Consider the following 23767-nt stretch of genomic DNA (forward strand, 5'->3'; position numbering starts at 1 on the left):
TCACCAGCGTCGTGTCCGGCTTCATGGCAGGCCCCGCAGCGGTTGCAGCAGTCTGCCAGCTTGCCAGCGCTCAAAAACACGACATCTGTAAATAGCCAGAACACGACATTAAGACGTAGCCCCCACAACAAAAACTGCGATAATGTTAATTATGTTAAATACGCCGGCTGCCAGCCTCGTAACCGGTTGCGATGTGACCGATAACGGTCTATATTTAGTCCTATTAGACCCAACGGAGCGCCCCATGCACCTCGCCGATCACGTCAAGCCGATCAGCTACCTCAAAAGCGAAGCCGCCCAGATCGTCAAGGACCTCACCGACTCGGGAGAGCCGCTCATCATCACGCAGAACGGTGAAGCAAAACTCGTGGTCCAGGACGTGCGAACCTACGACGCGACCCAGCAGACCATCGCGCTGCTGAAGCTCCTGGCCATCGGCCAGAAGCATATCGAGCGCGACGACCATGTCGACGGCGACGAATTCTTCGGGGAGCTCAACGAACTCGACCGCCAGGAAAAACTTCGCTGATGCCGGCCTCGCCGCTGAAGTACCGCGTCCTGCCGACCGCGCGGATCGGCATCGACGAGCTGAGAAGTTACATTGTCCGAACCTTCGGATGGGAGACCTGGCGTCAGACATCGGCGCAGATTCAGGAAACCATCACGCAGATTCGCCAGTATCCCAACAGTGGCCATATTCCTGCCGAACTCGAAGGCTTCGTCGATGAGCGTTTCCGGCAGGCCCTATGCGGCAGGAACCGGATCATCTACCAGGTGCGGGACGACACGGTTTTCATTCACCTCGTGGTCGATACACGACGCGACCTGCCGGCCCTGCTCCAGAGGATCGTCCTTCGACTCATGTGAGCGTCAGGATGACGCAGCAATTATCCGCCGGTGACGGCAATGACGACATCTTCGTCCTCCTGCCTTCCTGTAGATTATTGTGACCGTATCGGAATGCGGGAGCCCGGCCAGCGAGCCGGGGTTGTAGCGCAGTAATGCCCGGGCGGACGCGGGATTCCTAATGGCCGTCGTTATCCTTAGTTATCCTCTTTGCCGCGGTGCAGCCCAGCGCCCTATTTTCGTTGCCTTTTCTTGCACCTGATATGCGCGACTGCCGTCGCGGTAGTCGTCATTCGGGACACCAGTATTCAGCCTCCGTCTTGCGGCATTGCGGAATCCGTCGCGGCGAACACTGGCTTGGGAACTCCGTCCCTGGCATCGCCGCCTGCGTTAGCCCCGGGTGCGCGATTTCGCCGCTCAACGCTGTCCGGATGCAGCACGTCGAGGACTGGCCGCCCCCTTTCCGTCAGGTGCGCGCGACGCCTGCCCACGGAGCCGTGTTCCAGCATCGCCAGTTGCCGTTCGAGGAGCGCGTCCAGTTCGGCGCGGTTCATGTCGAGCTGATCCGCTGCGTGGCGAACCAGCATCAGGGTTGCAAATTCGTGTGGACTGAGCGTTGACCTCTCCCGTCAAGAATGGAACCGTGAACCGGGGCACGGTGCGGAAAAACGAAACGTGCTGAATAGCCGACGCGGGCATTGCTACCCTGCAGAGGGGCGTCTTCACCCGGATGATTCCTGTCGCCTCGTTGATCTCCTTGCCCGTCGCCGGATTGCGGGCCAATTCCATCCGCTGGGCGATCAAAACAACGGGACTGGTTGACTGAGCCCCGTCCCTCAAAGGCTGTCTCGCGCCGCCGTCAGGGTGCCTTGCCTGTTTTCCCACCGACTTCTCCCCCGTTTTTATGAGGGCTCTCCATCTTCCCTTCGTGCGCCTCCACTTGAAAACGTCACGTTCCTGTCCTGTGGCCGAAAACCGGCCGGGATGTACTTGCCTGTCCTGACAGGGGCGGTGCAATACGTTCGCATTTCTGGGGGGAGTTTCACGCGCCGAAGCAGTGGCGATCAGTCTTCAGTGCCCCTGCCGGGTCATGCCTTCAGCCAAGGGCGGCGTTGCGCGTGCGCGCCACCTCCGCTGCCTTGCTGGGTAAGACCCGATGGCCTCAGGCGTGCTGACGCCCAGCATCACCGAAGCGAACGTGCCGTCGCGGTACACCATGAGTGCGTGCGCTGTGGCACCCGGCCTGCCCGGTACGCTTCCACGAGCCCAAGGTAGCGCTCAAGCGTGGCGCCGAGCTCAGACGGGTTTCGTCCGGCTGCCAGTCATTGATGCTGCCCCACCACCGGGTCGTTGCACCGTCAATGAACGCGATCACCCACACAACTGTTCGCCTCAGCACGGGCTGCCCGAATCAGCGCGACCTGGGGGGGGATCTTTCATTCTTCATGCGTCATCCCGCTCCACGCGCGCCTGCAGCTGCGCGCTGGCGCGAAACTTTACGATGCGGCGTGCCGCAATGGGCGCAGCGACGCCGGTCTGCGGATTGCGTCCGGGGCGCGGTGGCTTGTCACGCAACGCAAAGACCCCGAACCCGGCAAGCTTGACCGTTTCGCCGGCAGCCAGCGTGGCGCGTAGGGTCTCGAAAAACGCCTCGATCATTTCAGTCGCCTCCTCCCGGCTTAGCCCCGCACGATCACACAGCGCCGCGATCAGATCAGCTTTCCTGAACGTGCGAGTGCGCGCCGCGTCGGCCGTCCGCATGACGGGCCAGTCGCGCTTCATCGACTTGCTTCGGACTTGAGTTGGCCCGGCCGCGCCGGACGGCTCATTCGCTCCGGCTCGGGCTGAGCGAGCAGTGGATTGGCTGCATGCCCGGGGCGACTTGAAGACAAAACCCCGCGGAACCCATCGCTGCTACTTCGTGCCTGCACTGCAGCAATAGGCGAGCAGGAATGTAGGAATCCCGGGCGTCTCTGCCACGATCGCGCGGATGTCCTTGTTGAGCTTGGCCATCGCTGCGGACACATAGTCGGGAGCCGGCAACTTGTTCGTATTGAAGTCGTGGACAGCCACAACAATGGCCTTGTTGTCTGCCGTCATGGGGTGGGCAAGAGCCCGATCTTGTTCCGAAAACCTTTGCTCGCGCATTGCGACAGCACCGACTCGCCCCACGCAACAGCCGTGGGTGCCCGACATCACGTGAATTGTATGCCCGTCGCCCTTTAGCCCCGCAGCGATCTCCTCAAGAGCCGCCGCGACGTCCCTTACATTGCATTCTCCATGGAACCCCCAAATTTGCACAGCACCAAGGGTGTCATCGGTAATTTTTGCGAGCTCTGCCATATAAATTTACGAAGGAGATATTGGAAACGCGATGTGATGCACCGCCTAACATCAGCAAGGTGCCGAACCATTCCCGAGCAGCTAGTGGCTCAACGACCATACCTGATCCTACTGATTTAAGAGGTGCCGCCCACTACTCTGAATCAATCTTTCAACCATTGGCGAGCCCACTTGGTTACCGCACACTGCCCGCGCGAGATAAAGTTTCGCCTCCTGGGAGGAGAGACACAAGACAATTAACATCAAAATAATTGATATGTAGTTCAGCCAGAACAAACTGTGTGGGGCAGCAGTTTTTTCATGCGGCCCAGTGCAAACATTTCCACTGGCCGCCCCGGCAAGAGCTGGCGGTGGACGAGACGTACGCCAAGGTGCGTGGCCAGTGGAAACACCTTTATCGCGCTGGGGACAAGGCCGGAAAGACGGTGGATTTCCTGCTTCGAGCCCATCGTGACAAGGCTGCCGCCCGTCGCTATTTCGAGAAAGCCATCGACCAGAACGGCGAGTCGGAGACGATCACTATGGATAAGAGCGGCGCCAATCTGGATGCCCTGCACGCCATCAACGCCGAACGGGAAGCGCCCATCAAGATCCGCAAGGTCAAATACCTGAACAACGTTGTCGAACAGAACCATCGCTCCATCAAACGGATTGTCAAACCCATGATGGGCTTCAAGGATTTTCGTTGCGCCCGCATCATCCTGTCGGGCATCGAGTGATGCATATGATCAGGAAGGGGCAGATGAAAGCCGCTGGGATCCAGTTGACTACTGCCGAGCAATTTTATTCGCTGGCCATGTAAGTAATCCTCATTATATCGGGGCTTTCTCGTCCCGCCAACCTGATCGTGACAGAGCCTCTGATCGCGGCGTCTTTCATGACGGGACCGGGCGGTATCCTTTTCGGGAAGATAATCTGCCCGGTTACCGAGATGAATCACAATGAAGTCGACTCACTGGAGTTCAATGAGAAGCTAGCTGCCAACGTCATCGATGCAGTTGCCGCGGGCGGTTCTGTTGGCGTGAAGATCGCAATGCACGTGGCGGCGATGCTGATCACTTTCATTGGTCTCATTGCCCTGCTCAATAACATGGTCTCAGGCATCGCAACCTTCATCGGGTTCCACGATGTAACCTTGCAGTCGCTGCTTGGGCTACTCTTCTCACCACTTGCGTGGGTGATCGGCGTACCTTGACACGACGCATCGATCGCCGGAAACTTCATTGGCGTGAAATTGATCTTGAACGAGTATGTTGCTTATACAGGTTTGGCACCGTACCTGCAAACTACAGCTGAGGTTGCCGCAAGCGGGCTGCAAATCTTGACGCCCAAAACATTGGCGATTGTCTCATTCGCATTGTGCGGGTTCGCCAATTTTTCCTCGATCGCAATCTTGACTGGTAGCTTCGGCGCGATCAACCCGGACATCCGCGGACGCGTCGGCCGATATGGTCTGCGGGCGCTGACTGCGGTCACTTTGTCGAACCTGATGAGCGCGACCATTGCTGGCCTTTTCGTCTCGCTAGTCAACTGCGTCATTGAAATGGCACTGGTCGAATTCGCCGCGATGGATCGTCGTACTTCCATTTAATCGGCTTGGGATTCTTGTTGTGCTCGCGGATACAGCGCATCAGCTTGCGCTCCAGAGCCTTTACCGTGGTGAAGATGCCTCACGCAATCGTGTCGCGCTGGATGACTAGTGAGTCGCGCGATCACGTCGTAGGCCTTGGGTTCGTCAGTCGTGGCGGCCTCACGCGACAAAGTGATGGAGCGCTCGAGACAGGTGGATCAGTTTATAGCTTCCCTAACAGGCTGTTGAATTTGGATCCCGTGTAAAGGGACGAGCGTTATGGATATCGTGTTCATAATCTTTGGTAGCGGATGCGATGCGCGGAATGGATGAGATGCAGGGTCAAGCTGGAGGACTTCGTCCCGGCAGATCACCCATTGCGACCGATCCGGTTGCTGGTGAATGATGCGTTGAAACGACTCAACGGGCTGTTCAGCGTCATCTATGCGGACACCGGCCGTGTCTCGATTGCGCCTGAGAAGCTGATGCGGGCGCTGCTGTTGCAGGTGTTCTACTCGGTGCGCAGCGAGCGCATGCTGATGGAGCAGATGCGCTACAACCTGCTGTTCCGCTGGTTTGTCGGGCTAGCGATTGAGGACGCCGTGTGGGACCACTCGGTGTTCTCGAAGAACCGCGACCGGCTGCTGGAGCATGAAGTCGTGGAAGCGTTCTTCACCGAAGTCATGAGCCTGGCGGACAAGCAGGGCTTGCTGTCGAGAGACCATTTCTCGGTGGACGGCACGCTGATTCAGGCGTGGGCCAGTCACAAGAGCTTCCGCAGCAAGGACGGCCCGGACGATGGTCCGCCGGCCGGCGGTGGCCGCAACGCCAACACTGACTGGAAAGGCGGGCGACGTAGGAATGCCACGCACGAGTCGACTACTGATCCGGAGGCGCGATTGTTCAAGAAGAGCCACAAGAGCCCTGCCATCCTGTGCTACCACGGGCACATCCTGATGGAGAATCGCTCGGGGCTGGTGGTCGGCGCCGTGGTCAGTCACGCAGATGGTTTCGCCGAGCGGGCCAGCGCGTTGCAATTGCTCGATTGCGTGCCAGGCGCTCATGCGAAGACAGTTGGTGCCGACAAGGCGTATGACACCCGCGAATTCGTGAACGATTGCCGCGCTCGCAACGTGACACCGCATGTCGCGCGCAACGATGAGCGTTGGAGCGGCAGCGCAATCGACGGTCGCACTTCGCGGCATGCGGGCTACCGGATTAGCCAGATCATCCGCAAACGAATCGAAGAGCATTTCGGCTGGGGCAAGACCATCGGACGGATCCGGCAGACGGTCTATCGCGGCATCAAGCGCGTCGACCAGCACTTCATGCTGACGATGGTTGCGAGCAATCTGACCCGCATGGCCCGAATGCCAGGGGTGGTGCCGCAAGGAGCGACGCGATGAGCCGACACGGCGCGAAGATTGCGCGCCACAAGGGTTGCATGCGTGCGCATGCCCCGCGCAGATTGCGCGGCGAACCGGTAATTCAGCGGGAAATCACACGCGCAAGCCTCCTGAACATGGCTTCGGTCGTCATGACGGGGCGCTTTTCAACAGCCTGCTAAAGAAGAAAGCCCGTTCTGGCCGCCGATTTTGCCAACATTTTCGGATCAAGGTCGACAAACCTAGCGAGGCCGAATCGTCCACCTTGTACTCGTGCCGCGCCGCTGCCCTCTTGATCCGAGTCCACATGTAACAACGTAGTCCGTCGACGTCGCCGGGGCTGACGCGCCTCGGTGCGTTACCGTGCTACGCGCCGCCGGGTACTGGTCTTTCTCAATCAGAAGCCGGTCGACGCCGTAGACGTGAACGACTTGATACCGGGGCCGGCGGCGACGTAGTCGATAGCCCTCATCGAGCCCCTTCAGGTTCCGCCGTTGGAAGGGACGGCTGTGTCGACCAAGGCCGCGCCACATGGGCTAGCCAGCCAATAAATGAAAGTACTGATTCGGCTCCAGCACGGCCGATTGAGGCGGTTCTAGAGAAGAACGCCTGGCTCTACACGCGTTGCTGACTCCACAGATGTTGCCGTGTAGTGTGCTTGAAGGGCACGTCCGCCGCTGTATGAGCAGACGAATGAGTTGCCTCTCTTGATTGACGGGCACGAGCGCGACGATAAACTACGTCAGATGGACTCCCTACACGGTACCGACGTAAATCGCAGCGCCAGCATACTGCGCGAGGATGGCGAGTTCACGCTCTACCGGGTCCAGCCCACCGGCAGCACCGGCAGTGTGCTGGTGGTACGTCCCGCCGACGAACATCCCCCAACCGCCCTTCTCGAACGCCTCGCTCACGAGTTCGCGCTGAAGGACGTACTCAACAGTCAGTGGGCAGCGCGCCCTTTGAAGCTGGTGCGCGATGACGCACGGATGGTACTAGTGCTCGAGGATCCGCTTGGCGAACTGCTCGAGCGGCAAATCGGCGGACCTGGCGAGGTGGGACATGTGTTGTCCCTCGCTGTGGGCATTGCAGCGGCGCTGGGTAAAGTCCATCAGCACGGCCTCGTGCATAAGGACATCAAACCTGCGCATATTCTGGTGGACTGCGTCGACGGCCACGTGCGGCTCACTGGCTTTGGAAGCGCCTCTCGACGCACGTATGAACGGCAATCGCCGGAACCGCCGGAAACGATCGTCGGTACCCTCGCCTATATGGCGCCTGAGCAGACTGGGCGGATGAACCGCTCGATCGATTCGCGCAGCGACCTCTACGCATTCGGAGTCACGCTCTATCAGATGCTCACAGGGACCCTGCCGTTCACCGCGGCCGATCCGATGGAGTGGGTACATTGCCATGTTGCACGCAACCCGGTACCGCCCGGCGCGCGGGTAGCAAGTGTGCCGGCTGTCGTCTCGGAACTTGTCATGAAGCTGCTCGCCAAGACTCCCGAGGAACGCTATCAGACTGCGGCCGGTGTCGAGCATGATCTGCGGCGGTGCCTGTCCGATTGGCAGCGCCAGCACCACATCGATGCCTTCGTGCTGGGTGAACGTGATACATCCGACAAGCTTCGCATCCCCGAGAAGCTTTACGGGCGTGAGCGCGCGATAGAGGCCATGGTCGCTGCGTTCGAGCGCGTCGTCACGAGCGGCACGCCTGGGCTGGTGCTGGTGTCCGGCTATTCCGGCATCGGCAAGTCCGCAGTCGTCAACCAATTGCACAGGGCGCTTGTACCGCCGCGGGGGCTGTTCGCGTCGGGCAAGTTCGACCAGTACAAATGCGACATACCCTACTCGACACTGGTGCAAGCCTTTCAGGGGCTGGTGCGACCGCTCCTTGGCAAGCACGACAGGGAACTGGCCATCTGGCGCGACACGTTGATCGGGGCACTAGGGCCGAATGCGCGCCTTATGACCGAACTGATCCCGGAACTGAAGCTCATCATCGGCGATCCGCCACCCGTCCCGGAACTCGAACCTCACGAGGAGCGACGCCGCTTCAAGCTCGTTTTCCGGCGCTTCATCGGTGTCTTCGCCCAACGTGAACATCCGCTGGCCCTGTTTCTCGATGACCTGCAATGGCTCGACGCCGCGACGCTGGACCTGCTGGAAGATCTCCTCATCCGCCCAGACCAGCGATACCTGATGCTGATCGGCGCCTACCGCGCAAATGAAGTTGATGCTGAGCATCCACTAATGCGCAAACTTCAAACCGTCAGGACCACAGGCGCAAGGCTTGACGAAATTGCCCTTGAGCCGCTCGCCCGCGAGCACGTGGAGCAACTGATTGCCGAAACACTTTGCTGCGAGCGTGAACGCGCCGCACCGCTTGCCGCGCTCGTGCATGAGAAAACGGCCGGCAATCCGTTTTTTGTGATCCAGTTCGTGCACACGCTTGCTGATGTCGATCTGGTCACCTTCGACCATGACGCGACCTGCTGGCGCTGGGATCTGCCCAGCATTCACAGCAAGGGATATACCGACAACGTAGTGGACCTGATGGTCGCGAAGCTCGCGCGCTTGCCCATCGAAACGCAGCGCGCGTTGCAACAGCTCGCCTGCCTTGGCAACGCCGCCCCCGTCGCGATGTTACCGAAGGTTTTGGGGGTCTCCAGGCAGGCGGTCCGGGCGCTACTGCAGCCAGCGGTCGATCAAGGGCTGGTCGAGCAACTGGAACTTGCCTACCGGTTCGCACACGACCGCGTACAGGAAGCGGCGTATTCATTGATCCCGGAGCACTCGCGCGCCGGCGCCCACCTGCGTATCGGACGCCTGCTCGCGGCGCTAACGCCCGCTGACAAACGTGAAGCGGCGATCTTCGAGATCGTTACACAACTGAACCGTGGCGCAGCGCTGGTGACCTCCCGGCAAGAGCGTGAGCAGCTGGCCGGGTTCAACCTGAGCGCCGGCCAGCGGGCAAAAGCGTCAACAGCCTATGCATCGGCGCTCACCTATCTGAGCGCCGGTGCGGACCTCATGCGGGACGATTGTTGGGAACGCAGGCGCGATCTGGTCTTTGCGCTGCAGTTGAACCTTGCCGAATGCGAATTCCTCACCGGCCGGTTATCGGTCGCGCAAGAGCGACTAGCCGTGCTATCAAGCCGTGCCAGGACCACGGTCGAACAGGCGCAGGTCACGTGTCTGCAAATGGATGTCTATCTGACCCTCGACCAAAGTGGTCACGCAGTCGACGTCTGTCTCGAGCATCTCCGGCGCGTTGGTATCGACTGGTTAGCGCATCCGGAAGAGAGCGACGTACAACAGGAGTACGAAAGCATCCGGTCACGGCTCGGCGGCAGGACGATCGGGACGCTCATCGATCTGCCTCTGATGAAGGACCTGCCGTCTCTCGCGACCGCCAACGTGCTGAGCAAGCTCCAGAGGCCGGCCTGGTTCTTTGACGCGAACCTGGCTTCCCTGGCCATATGCAAGCTGATCAGCCTTAGCCTGGAGCATGGCAACTGCGATGCGTCGTGTTTTGCGTATGTCATGTTCCCGCGGATTGCTGGACCACGCTTTGGCGATTACCACGCTGGAATCCAGTTCGGCCAGCTTGGCTTCGATCTGGTCGAGCGCCGTGGGCTCAAACGCTTCGAGGCGGTGACATATCTCTGCTTCGCCCTCTATGTCGTGCGCTGGACAAAACATGTGTGCGTTAGTAGCGAGGTGCTGCGCCGCGCATTCGAAGCAGCGAGCCGGATCGGGGACGTCCCGTCTGGCGCCTATACGTGCTGCCATATCGTATCAGACCTGCTTTTCGCCGGTGCACCATTGGTCGAGGTCGAGCGCGAAGCCGAACAGGGCCTCGCGTTCGCCAGCAAGGCGCGTTTCGGTCTTGTCGTAGATAACATCACTACGCAACTCGCGCTGATCCGGATGCTCCGGGGCTCGACGCTGAAATTCGGTCACTTCGACGACGAATTTAACGAACTTCGTATGGAACAGCATTTGTCCGGAAACCCCGCGCTCGCAACGGCCGCGTGCTGGTACTGGATCCGGAAACTGCAGGGACGATTCCTTGCAGGCCACCATGTGGCCGCCATCAACGCGGCGTTGATTGCGCAGCAGCTACTGTGGAGTTCGTCATCGCACCTGGAGGAAAGCGAATACCATTTCTTCGGTGCACTGGCACGGGCCGCACATTGTGACCGTGCCCCGGCCGCGGAGCGACAGCAGCACCACGACGCGATCGCCGCACATCACCGGCAGTTGGAGATCTGGGCAGAGAACTGTCCGGAGAATTTTGCAACCCGTGCGGCGCTGGTGGGCGCCGAGTTGGCTCGCCTGAACGGCTGCGATGTCGAAGCAATGCGTCTCTACGAAGAGGCCATGCGCTCGGCGCGTACACATGGCTTCGTACACAACGAAGCACTTGCCAATGAACTCGCGTCAGGCTTCTACGCGGCGCGAGGCTTCGACAGGATTGCCCGCGTGTATTTGCAGGACGCACGCCGGGGCTACCAACGCTGGGGTGCCGAAGGCAAGGTACGCCAACTTGAAGCGCTGTATCCGCTTCTCGGGGACGAAGAGCGAGCGCCCGGCCCGGGCAGCACGATCGGCACCCCCGTTGAACACCTCGACCTTGCTACTGTCATCAAGGTGTCGCAGGCCGTTTCCGGAGAGATCGTCCTGGACAAGCTAATCGATATGGTCATGCGCACTGCGATCGAACAGGCGGGCGCCGAGCGAGGATTGCTGATTCTTCCAGACGCGGGCGGACAAAGGATAGTCGCGGAAGCCAAAATCGCGGGGGACACACTCCGCGTGCAACTACGCGATGACCCCGCGAGCCCCAACGTGATACCCGAGTCGGTCCTCTATCATGTGTTGCGAACGGGCCAGAGCGTCATTCTCGACGATGCCACACGCTCGTCCGCGTTCGCTGCAGATGCCTACATCCTCCAGCATCGAGCCCGCTCAATTGTGTGTCTGCCCCTGACGAATCAGGCCAGGCTTATCGGCGCCCTGTACCTCGAAAACAACCTAGTCACCCGTGCCTTCTCGCCAGCGCGAATTGGCGTGCTGCGGCTGCTCGCGTCGCAAGCGGCAACCTCGATCGAGAATACCCGACTGTACCGCGACCTGAAGGAGCGCGAGGCCCGGATCCGGCGACTCGTCGACGCCAATATCATCGGCATCATTGTGTGGAACGCAGAGGGCGACATCCTTGAGGCCAATGAGGCATTCCTGCGCATGGTGGGATATGACCGCGAGGATCTTGTTTCAGGTCGTCTGCCCTGGCGAGACCTGACCCCAGTGGAGTGGCGCGAAAGCAGCGAACGGGCTCTCGCGCAGATCGGGCACCAGGGAGACATTCAGCCGACCGAAAAAGAATACTTCAGGAAGGATGGCAGTCGTGTGCCCGTCCTGGTCGGCCGCGCGGCATTCGACGGCAGTGGGAAGGAAGGCGTCGCGTTCGTGATCGATCTGACGGTGCTCAAGGAGGCGGAGCGCCGCCTGCGCGAGTCCTATGAGATGCTGCGGGAACTCACGTCACATCGCGAAATGGCTCGCGAGGAAGAGCGCAAGCACATCGCGCGTGAAATGCACGACGAACTTGGACAGCACCTCACCGCGCTTCGCCTGCAGGCGTCGGCATTACGTATGCGACTGGGCAACGATCGCCCGGAACTGGTCGAGCAGACGCAGGCGCTGATTGCGCTGGTGGACAAAACCATGCAGGTCGTCAGGGGCGTCATCGCGGCGCTGCGCCCTGCGGCACTCGACACCGGCATTGCAGCGGGGCTCGAGTGGCTTGCGGCCGAGTTCAACCGAAACGGTCGCACGGTATGCCGCCTGCACTTGCCCGACGAGAATATCGTCGTGAGCGAGCCCTGCGCTGTCGTGCTGTTCCGCCTCGTTCAGGAAGCGCTGACCAATGTCGCCCGCCACGCAGCGGCGCCCCATGTGGTCATCATGCTGGAGCGGACAGGGGACTGCTGCCTGCTCGAAGTGCGCGACGACGGTCGAGGATTCGATGTTCAGCCGGCCAAAAAGGGTTCATTCGGACTCGCGGGCATGGAAGAACGCGTTCTGATGCTGGGCGGTCAGATCAACGTTATCAGTTCGCCGGGAGCCGGCACGACAATCAAGGTGAAACTTCCGGACCATCCGGCCTCATCGACATAGCCGTGGCATCGTGGACGCGTATTCGACATGCACCCTTCCACGACCGACAACCCGGAGCGGCCATGTCTACACGGTCGCACGGGCACTCCCCCCGCACGCACGCCGTCGTGCCCGGGCGCGCGAGTCGCCCGTCTCGGACATCGCCGGTATCAGGCCAACGGCAAAGTCGTCTTGATCGAAGTGTCGGCCGCAACCGATTAGTCGAACCCGAATCCGGCCGCGCAGACGATCCTGCTGCAATCGCGTACCCGCGCGCTGCCCCCGGTCGCAGCGAACCTGTGGACAATCAAGGCGCCCGCTCGGTACGGTGGAGGGAGGCAAGGCCTGGTTTTCGCGAAATTGCTTTGCTTTCCACGAAGTATGCACTGCAAAACGCAAGCTCGCAATTTTCGGCGATAATTCGCGCTTCGCGGTTTGCAATCTGGACGACGCAGTTTTCTCCCACTGCTCACGCACCGATGCAAGCCACTGGCGTTGTCTGCGTGTGAGATAGAACGGCCAGAGATCCCGCCTGTCCCCGTTGGGCTGTTGTCGAAAGCGAAAGGCCACCTCGCATCTCTTCGTCATGTGTTCCCGTCCCGCCATTGGCAATGAGGGGTTTGTGCGACCGGGACCCTCGTCAGAGTAGCCGACAGACCACGTTCGCCTTTAGTCCCGCATCGGCTATCCTTTCTGCCACGCCGGACATTTGTTATTCCTTTCGGTTCTATTGCAATAGCAGAGGCTGGTATGCTGCGGGACCTTACCGAATGCTGTGAACGACAATGAAAGCCCTGAGTCCGGCGGTAGCCAAAGTGCTGCAGCGGTTGCACTATCCGCTCGAGATAATGTTGGTGTGCGTGCGTTGGTAAGTGGCCTACCCGCTGAGCTTGCGCAATCTTCAGGAGATGAGGGCCGAGCGCGGGATCGCGGTCGATCATTCGACCGTGCACCGGCGGTGCCATCAAGCTTCTGCCGGTACTTGAAAAGGCGTTCCGCCGCTGCAAGCGCCCGGTCGGCAAGAGCTGGCGGGTGGACGAGACGTACGCCAAGGTGCGTGGCCAGTGGAAATACCTTTATCGCGCTGGGGACAAGGCCGGAAAGACGGTGGATTTCCTGCTTCGAGCCCATCGTGACAAGGCTGCCGCCCGTCGCTATTTCGAGAAAGCCATCGACCAGAACGGCGAGCCGGAGACGATCACTATGGATAAGAGCGGCGCCAATCTGGATGCCCTGCACGCCATCAACGCCGAACGGGAAGCGCCCATCAAGATCCGCCAGATCAAATACCTGAACAACGTTGTCCGAACTTATCGCGACAGAGCCTTGGCGCCTACCGCCGCATGCCTCCTGTCGAACTTCGTCCGGCGTGTCAACGTGCTCTTTTCACGTGGTGAATTGCGAGGTATGAGCCATGGACCGCGATCTGGAGGAGTTCTTCATGGGCTCCGCACGACGCTCTTTCGGGGGCCTGGCGGCCAATGAGTCGGACAACAATGAGCCGGACAATTCCGCAGACATCCGCATGCTTGCGAGAGCACTCAACGAGGCCACGTACCGGTAGCTCACGTAACAGGTAGTCCTGCCTATGGCACAGGGATATGTTGACGCCTCGCGTGTAGTTGAGCGGCACGTACCGAGCGAGAGGTACTTAATTCTTCAATCAATCTTTTTTCAAACTTCGTCGGCCGCCTGCGTAAGCGCGTTTGGAAATCTGGTTGCATGGATAGCGCGTTGAACATCGCGTACACGCGGGAGCAGAAGCACCGTCACACCGTCTACGGACGCAAGACTAAGGGTATCGGCCAACTCAGTGTGCCAAGTGGTTGGTCGTATTGCCGAAGCTCGTGCAGTTCGTGTTGACGGGCCTATTCGTTGCGTAGATAGCGTACCTTGAAGAAGAGATGTGCACTTCTGGGCGGGTGGTTGAGCAACCGGGAGACAGGCCTACTGCGCCCGACCGAGTGGCACATCGAGCGTTATTTTGACCCGCTCCATCGCGACAAAGGTACGGAAGCTTCGAACGTTGCCCTCCGCGAAGAACAGCGCCCGCGTTAGGGCCGTGTACTCCGCCATGTCCCGCGTGCAGAAAATCAGGATGAAGTCGACGTCGCCGGTCACGTAATAGCACTGCTGGACTTGCTCGCAGGCATCGAACCGTGCCTTCATCGCATCGAGCAACTCTATCGCCTCACTCTCCGCGGAAACGTGAGTGATTATCGTGACCCGGGAACCGAGCGCATCGGGATTCAGTAAGCTGCGGTCCGCAGCAATAACGCCAGCACTTCTAAGCTTCTGGAGCCTTCGCGCCACGGACGGGACGGACAGGTTCACTTCATGCCCGATCTCACGATGGGGCAGCTGATTGTTCCGTTGCACGATTGCGAGGATCCGCAAATCGAAAGCGTCTAGCTCGACATCTCGAAGATTCGACATGAGAATTTTTCTCGAAACGTGGGCGCAAAAGAATAAATACTAACGGTTTACTCGCAATAAACTGTTCATGTCAAGTGCTTTCGGTCACCGCTGCTAGAGCAGCTGACGGCTGGGGACTTCGGCACCCTCCCACCCCGTTTCGTATTCCCACCGAAGATCATGAAAACCAGACAACTTTTCAACACGTTGATGGCGGTCTCAATTGGCGCATCTGCATCGGCGGCCGACGCGGACGTTACCGTCAAAATTGGCCAAGTTTCGCCTCTGACTGGCGAGCTCGCACACATCGGAAAGGATGACGAGAACGGAGTGCGGCTTGCAATCGAGGACTTGAATACCAGGAAGCTGAAAATCGCCGGCCACTCGATCACCTTCGAGCTAGATTCGCAAGATGACGCCGCCGACCCGAAGACCGCAGTGACGGTCGCGCAGAAGCTAGTAGACGACCGTGTTGCCGGCGTCGTGGGGCATGCCAACTCCGGCACATCGATTCCCGCTTCGAGGATTTACGCAGGCGCTGGAATTCCGATGATTACCGAATCGGCTACTAATCCATTGCTGACCCAGCAAGGACTCAAGTCGGTGTTTCGAATGGTCGCAAACGATGTCCGCCAAGGCTCGGTCATCGGAACTTATCTGGTACGAGACCTGAAAGCTCCCAGGGTTGCAATCGTGGACGACCGTACAGCGTACGGCCAGGGCCTCGCTGACCAGATTGAGAAGGCGGTGCAGTCCGCCGGCGGTACCGTCGTCGACCGCGAATTCGGGACCGACAAGACAACCAACTGGATGGCGGTTCTCACGACGATCAAAAATCGCAGACCTGATGCCGTTGCTTTCACGGGTGGCGACACGCAGGCGGCCGCCTTTATACAACAAATGCGTCGACTCGGAATGAAGGTCAAGTTCATTGCCGGCGACGAAGCGTGCACGCCGCAGTTCATTGCCCTCGGCGGCTCATCAATGACCAACGATATGTATTGCACACTCGCCGGCGTACCGCCTTCTCAGATGCCACAAGGCCCGGCATTCTTCAAACGGTTCGAACAAAGGTTCAAGACGCCGGTTCAGCTTTACGCTCCCTATGCATACGACGCAGTCATGACCATGGCAGCCGCTATGCAAGCAGCCAACTCTACCGACCCGAAAGTTTACCTGGCGCAATTGCGGTCGGTGAAGGTTGACGGGGTGACGGGCCCCATTCAGTTCGATGAAGCAGGTGACATCCGCAACGGTGCAATCACGGTACGGCAGTTTGACAACAACGTCTGGAACGACAAGTCGGTAGTCCGCTAACCCGAACGCGCAGTTGGGTGCGGCGGTGCCATAATGCCTGCAGCACCCCATGCGAGAAATTTTCTCGATTTGTGCCGAATTTTAGATCCCAAATAAACAAAGCATTGCAATATTATTCCTGCTGTTCCTCCGAGCCAGCACTTGGACTTTGGCAATAGAAATACGGCACATCGGATGCCTCCCTGGAGCTCTTCTCAATGTTGACTGCAAATTCCCGCGCGTCCAAAGGGCCGTACCCAGATGAACTCAAAAGCATTCTGAACATTCGGGCAGCAGACGAAAGCGGCGCCTGGCTAGCCGATTGGGACCAGATCTCTCGTTCAGCGACGCCGCTCTGGGACCTCCCGGACGCCGCGGCAGCATTGGGCGTCGCACGTATCAGCCTGAAGGACGAAGGCTTCCGCTCGCCGCTTGGCAGCTTCAAAGCGTTAGGCGCGCCCATCGCACTCGTGCGGTTGATTCTTCGGCACTGGCACACTCATAGCCTGAATCCGGCCGGCCTTCTTCGCGGGCAATATGCCGGGATGTTTTCGAACCTGACTGTTATCAGCGCCACCGATGGTAATCACGGAAAGTCATTGGCAGCCGCCGCACGCGACATCGGTTGTCGGTGTGTCATCGTCCTTCACGCCAACGTCAGCGTAGAACGGGAGCAGGCCATCGCTTTGTACGGCGCGAAGATTATTCGCATCGCGGGTAGCTACGATGAATCGGTTGAGCATGCGGCAGCACTGGCGGCCCAAAATGGTTGGCACGTTGTCTCAGACACGTCCTACGAAGGCTACGAAGCGATTCCTCGGGATGTGATGCAGGGATATGGCGTGATTGCCGCTGAAACAATACGGCAGCTCGGCAGTTCCACCCTTTCGCAACCAATCACCCACGTATTCCTGCAAGGAGGCGTCGGTGGTCTCGCAGCAGGCGTCGCGAGTTATCTCTGGGAGCACGCCGAAGCGCGGCGTCCCCGATTCGTTGTCGTCGAGCCTCAGCAGGCAGACTGTCTTTATCAAAGCGCCATCGCAGGCTACGCCACGAAAGCGACTGGCTCCGTTGATTCGGTCATGGCCGGCCTCGCCTGCGGAGAGACATCCCCCTTGGCCTGGAAAATTCTCGATCGGTGCGTCGACCATTTCATGACCATCAGTGACGATGACGCGGTGGCAGCAATGCGTTCACTTGCCGCTGGCAGCGACCGTGACGCTCCTTTAGTGGTTGGAGAGTCCGGTGCCGCGGGATTCGCGGGCCTAAGCGTGCTCATGCAAAACCCGTCCCTTGCCCAGCAGGTAGGACTTGGACCCGACTCACACGTGCTGGCCATCAATACCGAGGGTGCCACGGCGCCCGCAGTGTATCGAGACCTCGTTGGCGAGTCGGCGGAAGCCGTTCTTGCGCGCCAGAGCGAGTGGCAAAAATCGCTCGAGCACTGACATCCAATCACCGCCTCAAATCGAGGACCGCACCATGGAAATGTCCCTACAAGAGCGCCTGAAGAACTGGCGACATCAGTTCCACAAGAATCCCGAAACAGGCTTCGAAGAAGTACAGACATCGGACTACGTTGCCAGTGTTCTGAAGACACTCGGCCTCGAGGTTCATCGCAACATTGGCGGAACCGGGATGGTCGCCAACTTGAAGATTGGCAACGGGAAACGGGTTATCGGCCTTCGCGCCGAAATGGATGCGCTAAACATCACCGAGAATGCGCCCGGCAGACCTTACGCATCGTGTATTCCGGGGAAAATGCACGCATGCGGTCACGACGGACACATGGCGATGATTCTCGGCGCAGCGCAACTTCTCGCGGAGCGAAAAGACTTTGACGGCATGGTTCGCTTCATTTTCCAGCCCGCCGAAGAACACGGACGTGGCGCGAAAGCGATGATGCAAGAAGGGTTGTTCGAACGGTTTCCTGTCGACGCCATTTTCGGCGCGCACAACATGCCCGGGATGCCCGCAGGCAGCTTCGCAACACGTCCGAACGGCATTATGGCCAGCGAAGACAACTTCGTCATTCACATCAAGGCAAGAGGCACGCACGCAGCACGGCCTCATATGGGCGTCGACCCCATTGTCATTGCCTCGCAAATTGTGCTCGGTCTCCAGACGATTATTTCGCGCAATTTGGACCCAAGCCTGTCCGCAGTCATCTCGTGTACTGAGATAGTTACGGACGGTCTTAGAAACGTCATTCCTTCGAATGTCATCATCAAAGGCGACACGCGCAGCTACGCCCCAGAAGTGCAGAAGCTGCTGATGATCCGGATGAGGGAAGTCAGTGAGGGCATCTGCCGTACACACAGAGCCGAGTGCGACTTCCAGTACACGCATGAGTTCGTCCCGACCGTGAATACACCAGAGCTTGTTGATGTAGCGGTTTCAGCCGCTTCGCATGTCGTGGGCGCGGAGAATGTGGACGCCAACGTTCAGCCTATGATGATCTCGGAGGACTTCGGTGCGTTTCTGCAGGTTGTACCGGGAAATTTCATCTTCATCGGCAACGGAACGGAGCCCCAAAACGGCGGCGTTCCTCTGCACAACGCTACCTACGATTTCAACGACGACATACTGTCAGTCGGATCGCGATACTTTGCTGAGATTGCGCGACGGCAATTGCCGGCACGCTGACAGCTCGCCACGCGCGGTGGCCGCTAAACACATGTTAGCGGCCACACGTTGGGACGTGTCTCGAAGGGCCGAATCCGCAGTCGTCAAGCGCCTCTCGCTTCGAGGGGAATAGCGCCATTCGCAGGCGGTCACCGCAGGTCGCCGCCAGGGCCGCCGATAATCGTCTGGATCGCCGGCTGAGTTGTGCCGCTAAAGGCGCCTAGGAGGAACCGCCAAATTTTACCGCGATGGACCCGGCGCCTCCCACCGGGAGACACTAACGCACTCACCCAGACGTGCGGAGGTTCACCATGGAAATCGACGTTCTCGGCATTGATCTAGCGAAACAGATCTTCCAGCTCCATGGCGCTGATCGTCGCCGTCGTGTTGTGCATCGGTCGAAGGTCTCGCGCAGCTCGTTCTTCGAAGCCGTACGCGCCTTGAACCCGAAGTTGGTCGTCATGGAAGCATGCAGCACGGCCCACCACTGGGGGAGGTGTTTCCAGTCGATCGGTATCGAAGTCAGGCTGATCAGCCCGCAATATGTCGCACCGTTCGTCAAGACGAACAAGAGCGACCGCAACGATGCGGAGGCGATCGTCGAGGCTGCCAGCCGGCCCACCATGCGCTTCGTGACGATCAAATCGGTTGAGCAACAGGACATCCAGGCGGCGCACCGCATGCGCGCAATCCTGCTGCGTCACCGTACTGCGCTGATCAACCAGATACGTGGCCTGCTCGGCGAGCGCGGGCTGGCCATTTCGCGCTCACCGGAAGCCTTCAGGCGCGCGATACCGGAACTCCTACGTACGAGCGCAGACGAACTGACTTCCTTTTGCCAGACGCTGCTCACCGAACTTCTGCAGCACATGCGCGCCAGGAACGTGTTCATCTCATCGAGGCATCCACCCAGACGTTCATGAAGAAATCCGCGCTCTGCAGGAAGATCGCCAAGATCCCTGGTATTGGCCCGCTACCGCGACGGCCGTTGTCGCCGCGGTCGGGGATGCCAGGCAGTTTCGCGACGGCCGGCATCTGCCCGCCTGGCTCGGCCTCATGCCTCGACAGTATTCGTCTGGCGGCAAGCCTCGCCTGCACGGCAACAGCCGACGCGGCGACACATACCTGCGGACCTTGCTCATTCATGGTGCTCGGCCAGTTCCGCGCTATGCACCCCAAAAAAATTGATCTTCAGAGCATCTGGCTTCAAGAGCTGATGGCTCGACGCGGGCCATAACTGCGCAGAGGTCGCCCTGGCCAACAGGAATGCGCGGATCATCCAGGCGCTGCTCAGTAGCGAAGTGACCTATATGACGAGAAGCGCGGCAACATAACCTCCCAAAGCCGCCGGTAAGGAGCCCCCACCCAGGTTTGCGAAGCTTCTCAAAGCGATGACGAAATAGGTTGAACCAGCATCCTGAAGCCTGTTTTTCGTGCCGGCTGCCACTCGTGGCAAGCCGCGATGTTGCTAAGGACGGGCTGCGCGGATCTCATCAAGGCTGCGGGCGTGCTTCGGCAACCGCCCATCTGGCAAGCCGGATACATGCATGCAGACCGTTTCGGCATCACGAAAAAGAAGCTTGCAAAAGGCGGCGGGTCCACACATGCACGAAAAGGCCGACGACTGCTACCAAAAAATTGACGCTTCCTCGTCCTTGTCCTCGTCCTCATTAATCGCAATGATGATTTTCGAATTCCTCGAGCCAGCAGTACTGGATGACGCCAGAGCGGTCCACGGCGCTGTATACCTCGGAGCGACGTCTCTACTGTCTCTCAGTCATCACAGTTGGCAATCTACACGCAATTAATATTCACTTAGCGTCTTGTCACCCGCTTGAGTGTTTGCGACGGTGTTTCGCCGAAACGCGCCTTGTAGTCGTTGGAAAAGCGTCCGAGATGCGAAAACCCCCAGCTCATCGCAATGGAAGAAACGTTACGCTCGGAGCAGTCGGAAAGAATCTCACGCCGCACTGCTTCGAGCCGATGCCACTTCAGATATGCCATGGGCGCATGCCCGAAGTGTTGCCGAAAGCCACCAAACAGCTTGTAGCGCGACACACCGGCCGCGCGCTCGATGTCTTCGAGCGCAATGTCCTCACGGGCGTTGTCGTGGATGAACTGCTTCGCTCGCAATAGATAGTGCGGACATGAGGGGCCCATGGCCCCCGCGAGCGCCTGCGAGTAGTTGTGCGACTGACAGAGCAACAGCCCCTTGATCAACGCTTCCTCGAGATTTCCGACCATCTGCTCATGATTGAGCAACGGCGCGGCGTGGCCCATCTCGTTCAGCAGAAACTTGACCATGCGCCACCAGGCTGCCTGATCGCCGTCGGCGGCATTCATCTGCGGCTCGAACGTCAACGGGACACCAACCGGCCGTCGCAGAAGATCTTCAAGCACCTGACGCAGGGCCTGGCTCGGGATCGCAACGATGATCTTCCGGCAGTTTCCCATGATCGTAAGGTCCTGCCTCTCATGCGGCGACAACACGAGGCCGTTGTCCCGGTCCGATAGCCACAAACGACCATGCGCGGCCAGTTCCTGCTGCCCGGTAAGCGGCAGACTCAGGCTATAGCAGTTGAGCGGCGCCTCGTTATGTATGGAAACGGTGACATCGGTGCCGTATTCCACGTACCCCAACGAGCTCGCCATCGACCGCAACACCGTGCCCGAATGGTGGAACTGCAGTTTCTTCGGGCTCCGTACCTGCAACCGATGCGGTCCGCAGATCGACGCCATCCATTCCTGCGCGCCTTCGAGGTCGTGACGCAGCGCGTCAATACCTTGGCTGTCGTTGAGAGCAGGCGCGTACATGGCGTGTCACTGAGGGCTGATGGTCACTCGATAGTAACCCCCCCCGGGCGCGGAAAAGAATACAAAAAGACCCTGAATGGGTGCTGCGCCGCCACCTCAAGGGACCTGCTGCGCGCCGTTGCTATCCGCGAATTTGGTAGTAGAGTCGGTGGTCGCCTACGCCTTCGCGCGCAAGCCATGCCCTGATAGCGTCCACCATCGGAGGCGGACCGCACACGTACATGTCGAAGGGGTTTGATTCGATCATCCCGCGGTCGAAATGCTCCGGAATGAGGCCAGTCCTTCCCTGCCACCCGTCAGAAGGTTTCGTCACCACGATGTCGCACGCGAAGTTTGCGATGCGTTGTGCGTAAGAGCCCAAACGATCGAGTTCGCACAGGTCGCGCGCGTTCGTCACACCATAGTAGAGATGCACCTTCTGGTCGCCCCCTTGTGAGCGAGATCATCAAGCATCCCGAGAAATGCGGACAGGCCAGTTCCGCCCGCCACCATCACGAGCGGCCGCCCCCACCTGCCGAAGATAGAACGTGCCGAGCGGTGCCTCGAGATCAATCGTATGCCCTGGCCTGCAGCGTTCGCGCATGTAGTTGCTCATCGCTCCGTCGGGCAGCAGACGAATGAGGAACTGCAACTGGTTGTCGTCGGCGGGCGGGCCGGCTGGCGAACGAATATGAACGCCACACGTCCGTGCCCGGCACCTTCAGGCGGGCGTACTGCCCCGGCAGAAAATCAAGGCGTCCAGCGTGAGCGCCTGCGTCCAGATCCAGGATCGCCGTCGTTTCGGATACCTGCCTGATGCCGGAAACCTGGCCCGTGAGCACCCGCTTCCCCCCCGCGCCGCATAGGCTCGAATCGAAGTCGAAGTAGAACGAGGCGTCGGACTGCACGCGCGTCTGACAGGACAAGATCTTACGCACGGCAAGATCGTCCGGAGACAGTGCTTCTTCACCGACATAATCCTGCGTGTAGCTGCCCGACTCGCAGCGTCCCTGGCAGGTCCCGCACACACCTTCGCGGCAGTCGAGTGGAATGTTCACGCCGCTGCGGAGGGCGGCGTCGAGGAGGATTTCGCCTGAACGGACGTCGAAGAACACCGTTTTGCCGTCGGCAAAACTGAACGCGACCTTATGGATCATTGTGCGCACTCCCGCCTGCAGATGATAGAAGTCGAGCACGGCGTTGATCGTGTCGTTCAGCAGCAGCACGTGCTTGCGTGCGATCTTCCAGCTACCGCCCGCAGGCTGCAGCTGGTAGGTAGCGCGCCCGAAGAAGTGTTCAGCCACGCCGTGCCGCGCGTAAAAGGTCGCCCAGTTGGCCTTCACTTCCAGTTCCCCGTGCTCACATTCGGCGATACGCACGTTGGTGATCTGATGCAGGTGTACGTGGCAGCGGCGTGGAGGCCGCAGACTTGCCAGTGCGCAGCCGAAACACACGGTCCTCGAGCCCCGTTCGGTTCGCGTAGTAGATCAGCGACATGCTGCGCCTCGGGTCGGTCGTGTACACGTGCTCGGAGTCCCATTGAGGCACGTGAAATGTGCTGTTTTCGTCGAAGAGCTCGAGGTACTCGTCCCAACTCTGCGCATCGCAAAGCTCGGCCTCGCGATACAGAAATTGCTCGACCGATTGCTGTAGCGTTTGCGTGACGGCCATGATTCATGGCTTCCTTCCCGACGTTCGATTGTTGTGCGAGGCCCCTCATGAGAAACGCCTGCCAGGCGCCATGCTGATTGACGTAAAGCCCCTCCTGCGTCAGCTCCGTGCCGCAGAGCACAGGCGCAATGCCGAGCAAGCGCGTATTCGCCGTTTCACCTGACACCCACTTGTGGTAGCCGCGCGAGATGTCGCTCCGGCGCTCGAGGCGCGCCTGGAAGCCCCGCTGCTGCTCACGGAATTCCACGAGATCGTCCGGCGCGCCCATTCCCGAGACATTGAAAAAATCTTCGAACTGACGAATGCGGTTTTCGCGATCCTGATCCGATTCGCCTTTTATGCCAATGCACTGGCTGATGACTTCCGTCTTGTTCCAGGCGACTGGACGCACGATGCGCAACTGAGAGCTGATCTGATCCATGAAAACGAGGCTCGGATAGACGTTCAGGTTGCGCAGCCGATGCATCATCCACTCGGCTTTCTGCTGGCCGTATACCTCGACGAGGCGCGGCATGACGGTGGCATCTTCCTCGCCGTCCGGATGCCAGAGACGGTCGGCCGCTCGTATCGACCACGCTCCGCAATAACGCCAAGGTGCGCGAAGGGGACACCGTCGCGGCGAGCATGTCAGGCATGAACGCGTGCGGCGCAGTGAA

Annotated in this window: 14 protein-coding genes and 8 pseudogenes; 11 read left to right on the forward strand and 11 right to left on the reverse strand. The window is 59.6% G+C overall.

Going from position 1 to position 23767, the window contains the following annotated elements; translation table 11 throughout:
• The first annotated feature begins 244 nt into the window (after positions 1-244).
• Both AB4Y36_RS38630 and AB4Y36_RS38635 read left to right on the forward strand, forming a co-directional pair.
• Positions 245-529 carry a type II toxin-antitoxin system Phd/YefM family antitoxin gene (locus AB4Y36_RS38630; protein ID WP_342925222.1) on the forward strand — a complete coding sequence of 95 codons (285 nt, stop codon included), beginning with the start codon at positions 245-247 and terminating at the stop codon, positions 527-529.
• Positions 529-867: a type II toxin-antitoxin system RelE/ParE family toxin gene (locus AB4Y36_RS38635; RefSeq protein ID WP_083245687.1), complete on the forward strand. Its 339-nt coding sequence runs from the start codon at positions 529-531 to the stop codon at positions 865-867. The genes AB4Y36_RS38630 and AB4Y36_RS38635 overlap by 1 nt, the downstream gene beginning before the upstream one ends.
• A 287-nt stretch (positions 868-1154) precedes the next feature.
• On the opposite strand, the gene AB4Y36_RS38640 is transcribed toward AB4Y36_RS38635, so the two are convergent.
• The 3 genes from AB4Y36_RS38640 to AB4Y36_RS38650 form a co-directional block, all read right to left on the reverse strand.
• Positions 1155-1433 (reverse strand): hypothetical protein, encoded by a 279-nt coding sequence (locus AB4Y36_RS38640; RefSeq protein ID WP_368661876.1) that lies wholly within the window; start codon positions 1431-1433, stop codon positions 1155-1157.
• Between the two features lie 856 nt (positions 1434-2289).
• Complete coding sequence (locus tag AB4Y36_RS38645; protein ID WP_069269036.1) at positions 2290-2628, reverse strand: integration host factor subunit alpha; 339 nt, start codon at positions 2626-2628, stop codon at positions 2290-2292.
• 132 nt (positions 2629-2760) lie between these two features.
• Entirely contained in the window at positions 2761-3189 is a 429-nt protein-coding gene (locus AB4Y36_RS38650) for a hypothetical protein (protein WP_368661877.1), read from the reverse strand.
• A 350-nt stretch (positions 3190-3539) separates the two neighbouring features.
• Between AB4Y36_RS38650 and AB4Y36_RS38655 the strand changes: the two are divergent.
• Together AB4Y36_RS38655 and AB4Y36_RS38660 are read left to right on the forward strand one after the other, a co-directional pair.
• A pseudogene (locus tag AB4Y36_RS38655) lies at positions 3540-3991 on the forward strand (IS6 family transposase); the annotation flags it as partial.
• Between the two features lie 12 nt (positions 3992-4003).
• Positions 4004-4714: pseudogene (locus AB4Y36_RS38660) on the forward strand (nucleoside transporter C-terminal domain-containing protein); the annotation flags it as partial.
• Positions 4715-4724: 10 nt separating this feature from the next.
• Here the strand turns inward: AB4Y36_RS38660 and AB4Y36_RS38665 are convergent.
• Positions 4725-4883: pseudogene (locus tag AB4Y36_RS38665) on the reverse strand (IS630 family transposase); the annotation flags it as partial.
• A 192-nt stretch (positions 4884-5075) separates the two neighbouring features.
• Here AB4Y36_RS38665 and AB4Y36_RS38670 point away from each other — a divergent pair.
• The 3 genes and pseudogenes from AB4Y36_RS38670 to AB4Y36_RS38680 all read left to right on the forward strand — a co-directional run.
• Positions 5076-6165: pseudogene (locus AB4Y36_RS38670) on the forward strand (IS5 family transposase).
• Positions 6166-6890: 725 nt separating this feature from the next.
• Positions 6891-12332, forward strand: coding sequence for an AAA family ATPase (locus AB4Y36_RS38675; protein ID WP_368661895.1), 5442 nt, complete (start codon positions 6891-6893; stop codon positions 12330-12332).
• Positions 12333-13096: 764 nt separating this feature from the next.
• A pseudogene (locus AB4Y36_RS38680) lies at positions 13097-13616 on the forward strand (IS6 family transposase); the annotation flags it as partial.
• Positions 13617-14258: 642 nt separating this feature from the next.
• On the opposite strand, the gene AB4Y36_RS38685 reads toward AB4Y36_RS38680, so the two are convergent.
• A complete protein-coding gene (locus AB4Y36_RS38685) occupies positions 14259-14747 on the reverse strand; it encodes an Lrp/AsnC family transcriptional regulator (RefSeq protein WP_368661878.1) in 489 nt (162 codons plus the stop codon).
• A gap of 159 nt (positions 14748-14906) precedes the next feature.
• On the opposite strand from AB4Y36_RS38685, the gene AB4Y36_RS38690 reads away from it, so the two are divergent.
• The 4 genes and pseudogenes from AB4Y36_RS38690 (at position 14907) to AB4Y36_RS38705 (ending at position 19981) form a co-directional block, all read left to right on the forward strand.
• Entirely contained in the window at positions 14907-16043 is a 1137-nt protein-coding gene (locus tag AB4Y36_RS38690) for a branched-chain amino acid ABC transporter substrate-binding protein (protein ID WP_342950017.1), read from the forward strand.
• A gap of 197 nt (positions 16044-16240) precedes the next feature.
• Complete coding sequence (locus tag AB4Y36_RS38695; RefSeq protein WP_368661879.1) at positions 16241-17470, forward strand: diaminopropionate ammonia-lyase; 1230 nt, start codon at positions 16241-16243, stop codon at positions 17468-17470.
• A gap of 34 nt (positions 17471-17504) precedes the next feature.
• The gene (locus tag AB4Y36_RS38700) at positions 17505-18668 is read left to right on the forward strand and encodes a M20 aminoacylase family protein (RefSeq protein WP_368661880.1); all 1164 of its coding nucleotides are present in this window, start codon (positions 17505-17507) and stop codon (positions 18666-18668) included.
• Between the two features lie 290 nt (positions 18669-18958).
• Positions 18959-19981 (forward strand): annotated as a pseudogene (locus AB4Y36_RS38705) (IS110 family transposase).
• A gap of 481 nt (positions 19982-20462) precedes the next feature.
• On the opposite strand, the gene AB4Y36_RS38710 reads toward AB4Y36_RS38705, so the two are convergent.
• From AB4Y36_RS38710 to AB4Y36_RS38735, 6 genes and pseudogenes are all read right to left on the reverse strand, one after another.
• Positions 20463-21461, reverse strand: a complete 999-nt coding sequence (locus AB4Y36_RS38710; RefSeq protein ID WP_342950019.1) for an AraC family transcriptional regulator — start codon at positions 21459-21461, stop codon at positions 20463-20465.
• 121 nt (positions 21462-21582) lie between these two features.
• A complete protein-coding gene (locus tag AB4Y36_RS38715) occupies positions 21583-21876 on the reverse strand; it encodes a hypothetical protein (RefSeq protein ID WP_368661881.1) in 294 nt (97 codons plus the stop codon).
• A 30-nt stretch (positions 21877-21906) separates the two neighbouring features.
• Positions 21907-22056 carry a hypothetical protein gene (locus AB4Y36_RS38720; protein ID WP_368685760.1) on the reverse strand — a complete coding sequence of 50 codons (150 nt, stop codon included), beginning with the start codon at positions 22054-22056 and terminating at the stop codon, positions 21907-21909.
• Positions 22010-22597, reverse strand: coding sequence for a 2Fe-2S iron-sulfur cluster-binding protein (locus tag AB4Y36_RS38725; RefSeq protein ID WP_368685762.1), 588 nt, complete (start codon positions 22595-22597; stop codon positions 22010-22012). The genes AB4Y36_RS38720 and AB4Y36_RS38725 overlap by 47 nt, the downstream gene beginning before the upstream one ends.
• 18 nt (positions 22598-22615) lie before the next feature.
• Positions 22616-23111 (reverse strand): annotated as a pseudogene (antB, locus tag AB4Y36_RS38730) (anthranilate 1,2-dioxygenase small subunit); the annotation flags it as partial.
• Positions 23112-23118: 7 nt separating this feature from the next.
• Positions 23119-23631 (reverse strand): annotated as a pseudogene (locus AB4Y36_RS38735) (anthranilate 1,2-dioxygenase large subunit); the annotation flags it as partial.
• Between the last annotated feature and the right edge of the window lie 136 nt (positions 23632-23767).

This window comes from Paraburkholderia sp. BR10936, assembly GCF_040965735.1.
Lineage (GTDB): Bacteria > Pseudomonadota > Gammaproteobacteria > Burkholderiales > Burkholderiaceae > Paraburkholderia > Paraburkholderia nodosa_A.

Coding starts and splice junctions, on each gene's coding strand:
- AB4Y36_RS38645 (WP_069269036.1), bottom strand. CDS start 2,628: ATGAAGCGCGACTGGCCCGTCATGCGGACGGCCGACGCGGCGCGCACT.
- AB4Y36_RS38635 (WP_083245687.1), top strand. CDS start 529: ATGCCGGCCTCGCCGCTGAAGTACCGCGTCCTGCCGACCGCGCGGATC.
- AB4Y36_RS38720 (WP_368685760.1), bottom strand. CDS start 22,056: ATGAGCAACTACATGCGCGAACGCTGCAGGCCAGGGCATACGATTGAT.
- AB4Y36_RS38675 (WP_368661895.1), top strand. CDS start 6,891: ATGGACTCCCTACACGGTACCGACGTAAATCGCAGCGCCAGCATACTG.
- AB4Y36_RS38640 (WP_368661876.1), bottom strand. CDS start 1,433: ATGCTGGTTCGCCACGCAGCGGATCAGCTCGACATGAACCGCGCCGAA.
- AB4Y36_RS38725 (WP_368685762.1), bottom strand. CDS start 22,597: ATGATCCATAAGGTCGCGTTCAGTTTTGCCGACGGCAAAACGGTGTTC.
- AB4Y36_RS38630 (WP_342925222.1), top strand. CDS start 245: ATGCACCTCGCCGATCACGTCAAGCCGATCAGCTACCTCAAAAGCGAA.
- AB4Y36_RS38700 (WP_368661880.1), top strand. CDS start 17,505: ATGGAAATGTCCCTACAAGAGCGCCTGAAGAACTGGCGACATCAGTTC.
- AB4Y36_RS38685 (WP_368661878.1), bottom strand. CDS start 14,747: ATGTCGAATCTTCGAGATGTCGAGCTAGACGCTTTCGATTTGCGGATC.
- AB4Y36_RS38710 (WP_342950019.1), bottom strand. CDS start 21,461: ATGTACGCGCCTGCTCTCAACGACAGCCAAGGTATTGACGCGCTGCGT.
- AB4Y36_RS38690 (WP_342950017.1), top strand. CDS start 14,907: ATGAAAACCAGACAACTTTTCAACACGTTGATGGCGGTCTCAATTGGC.
- AB4Y36_RS38650 (WP_368661877.1), bottom strand. CDS start 3,189: ATGGCAGAGCTCGCAAAAATTACCGATGACACCCTTGGTGCTGTGCAA.
- AB4Y36_RS38695 (WP_368661879.1), top strand. CDS start 16,241: ATGTTGACTGCAAATTCCCGCGCGTCCAAAGGGCCGTACCCAGATGAA.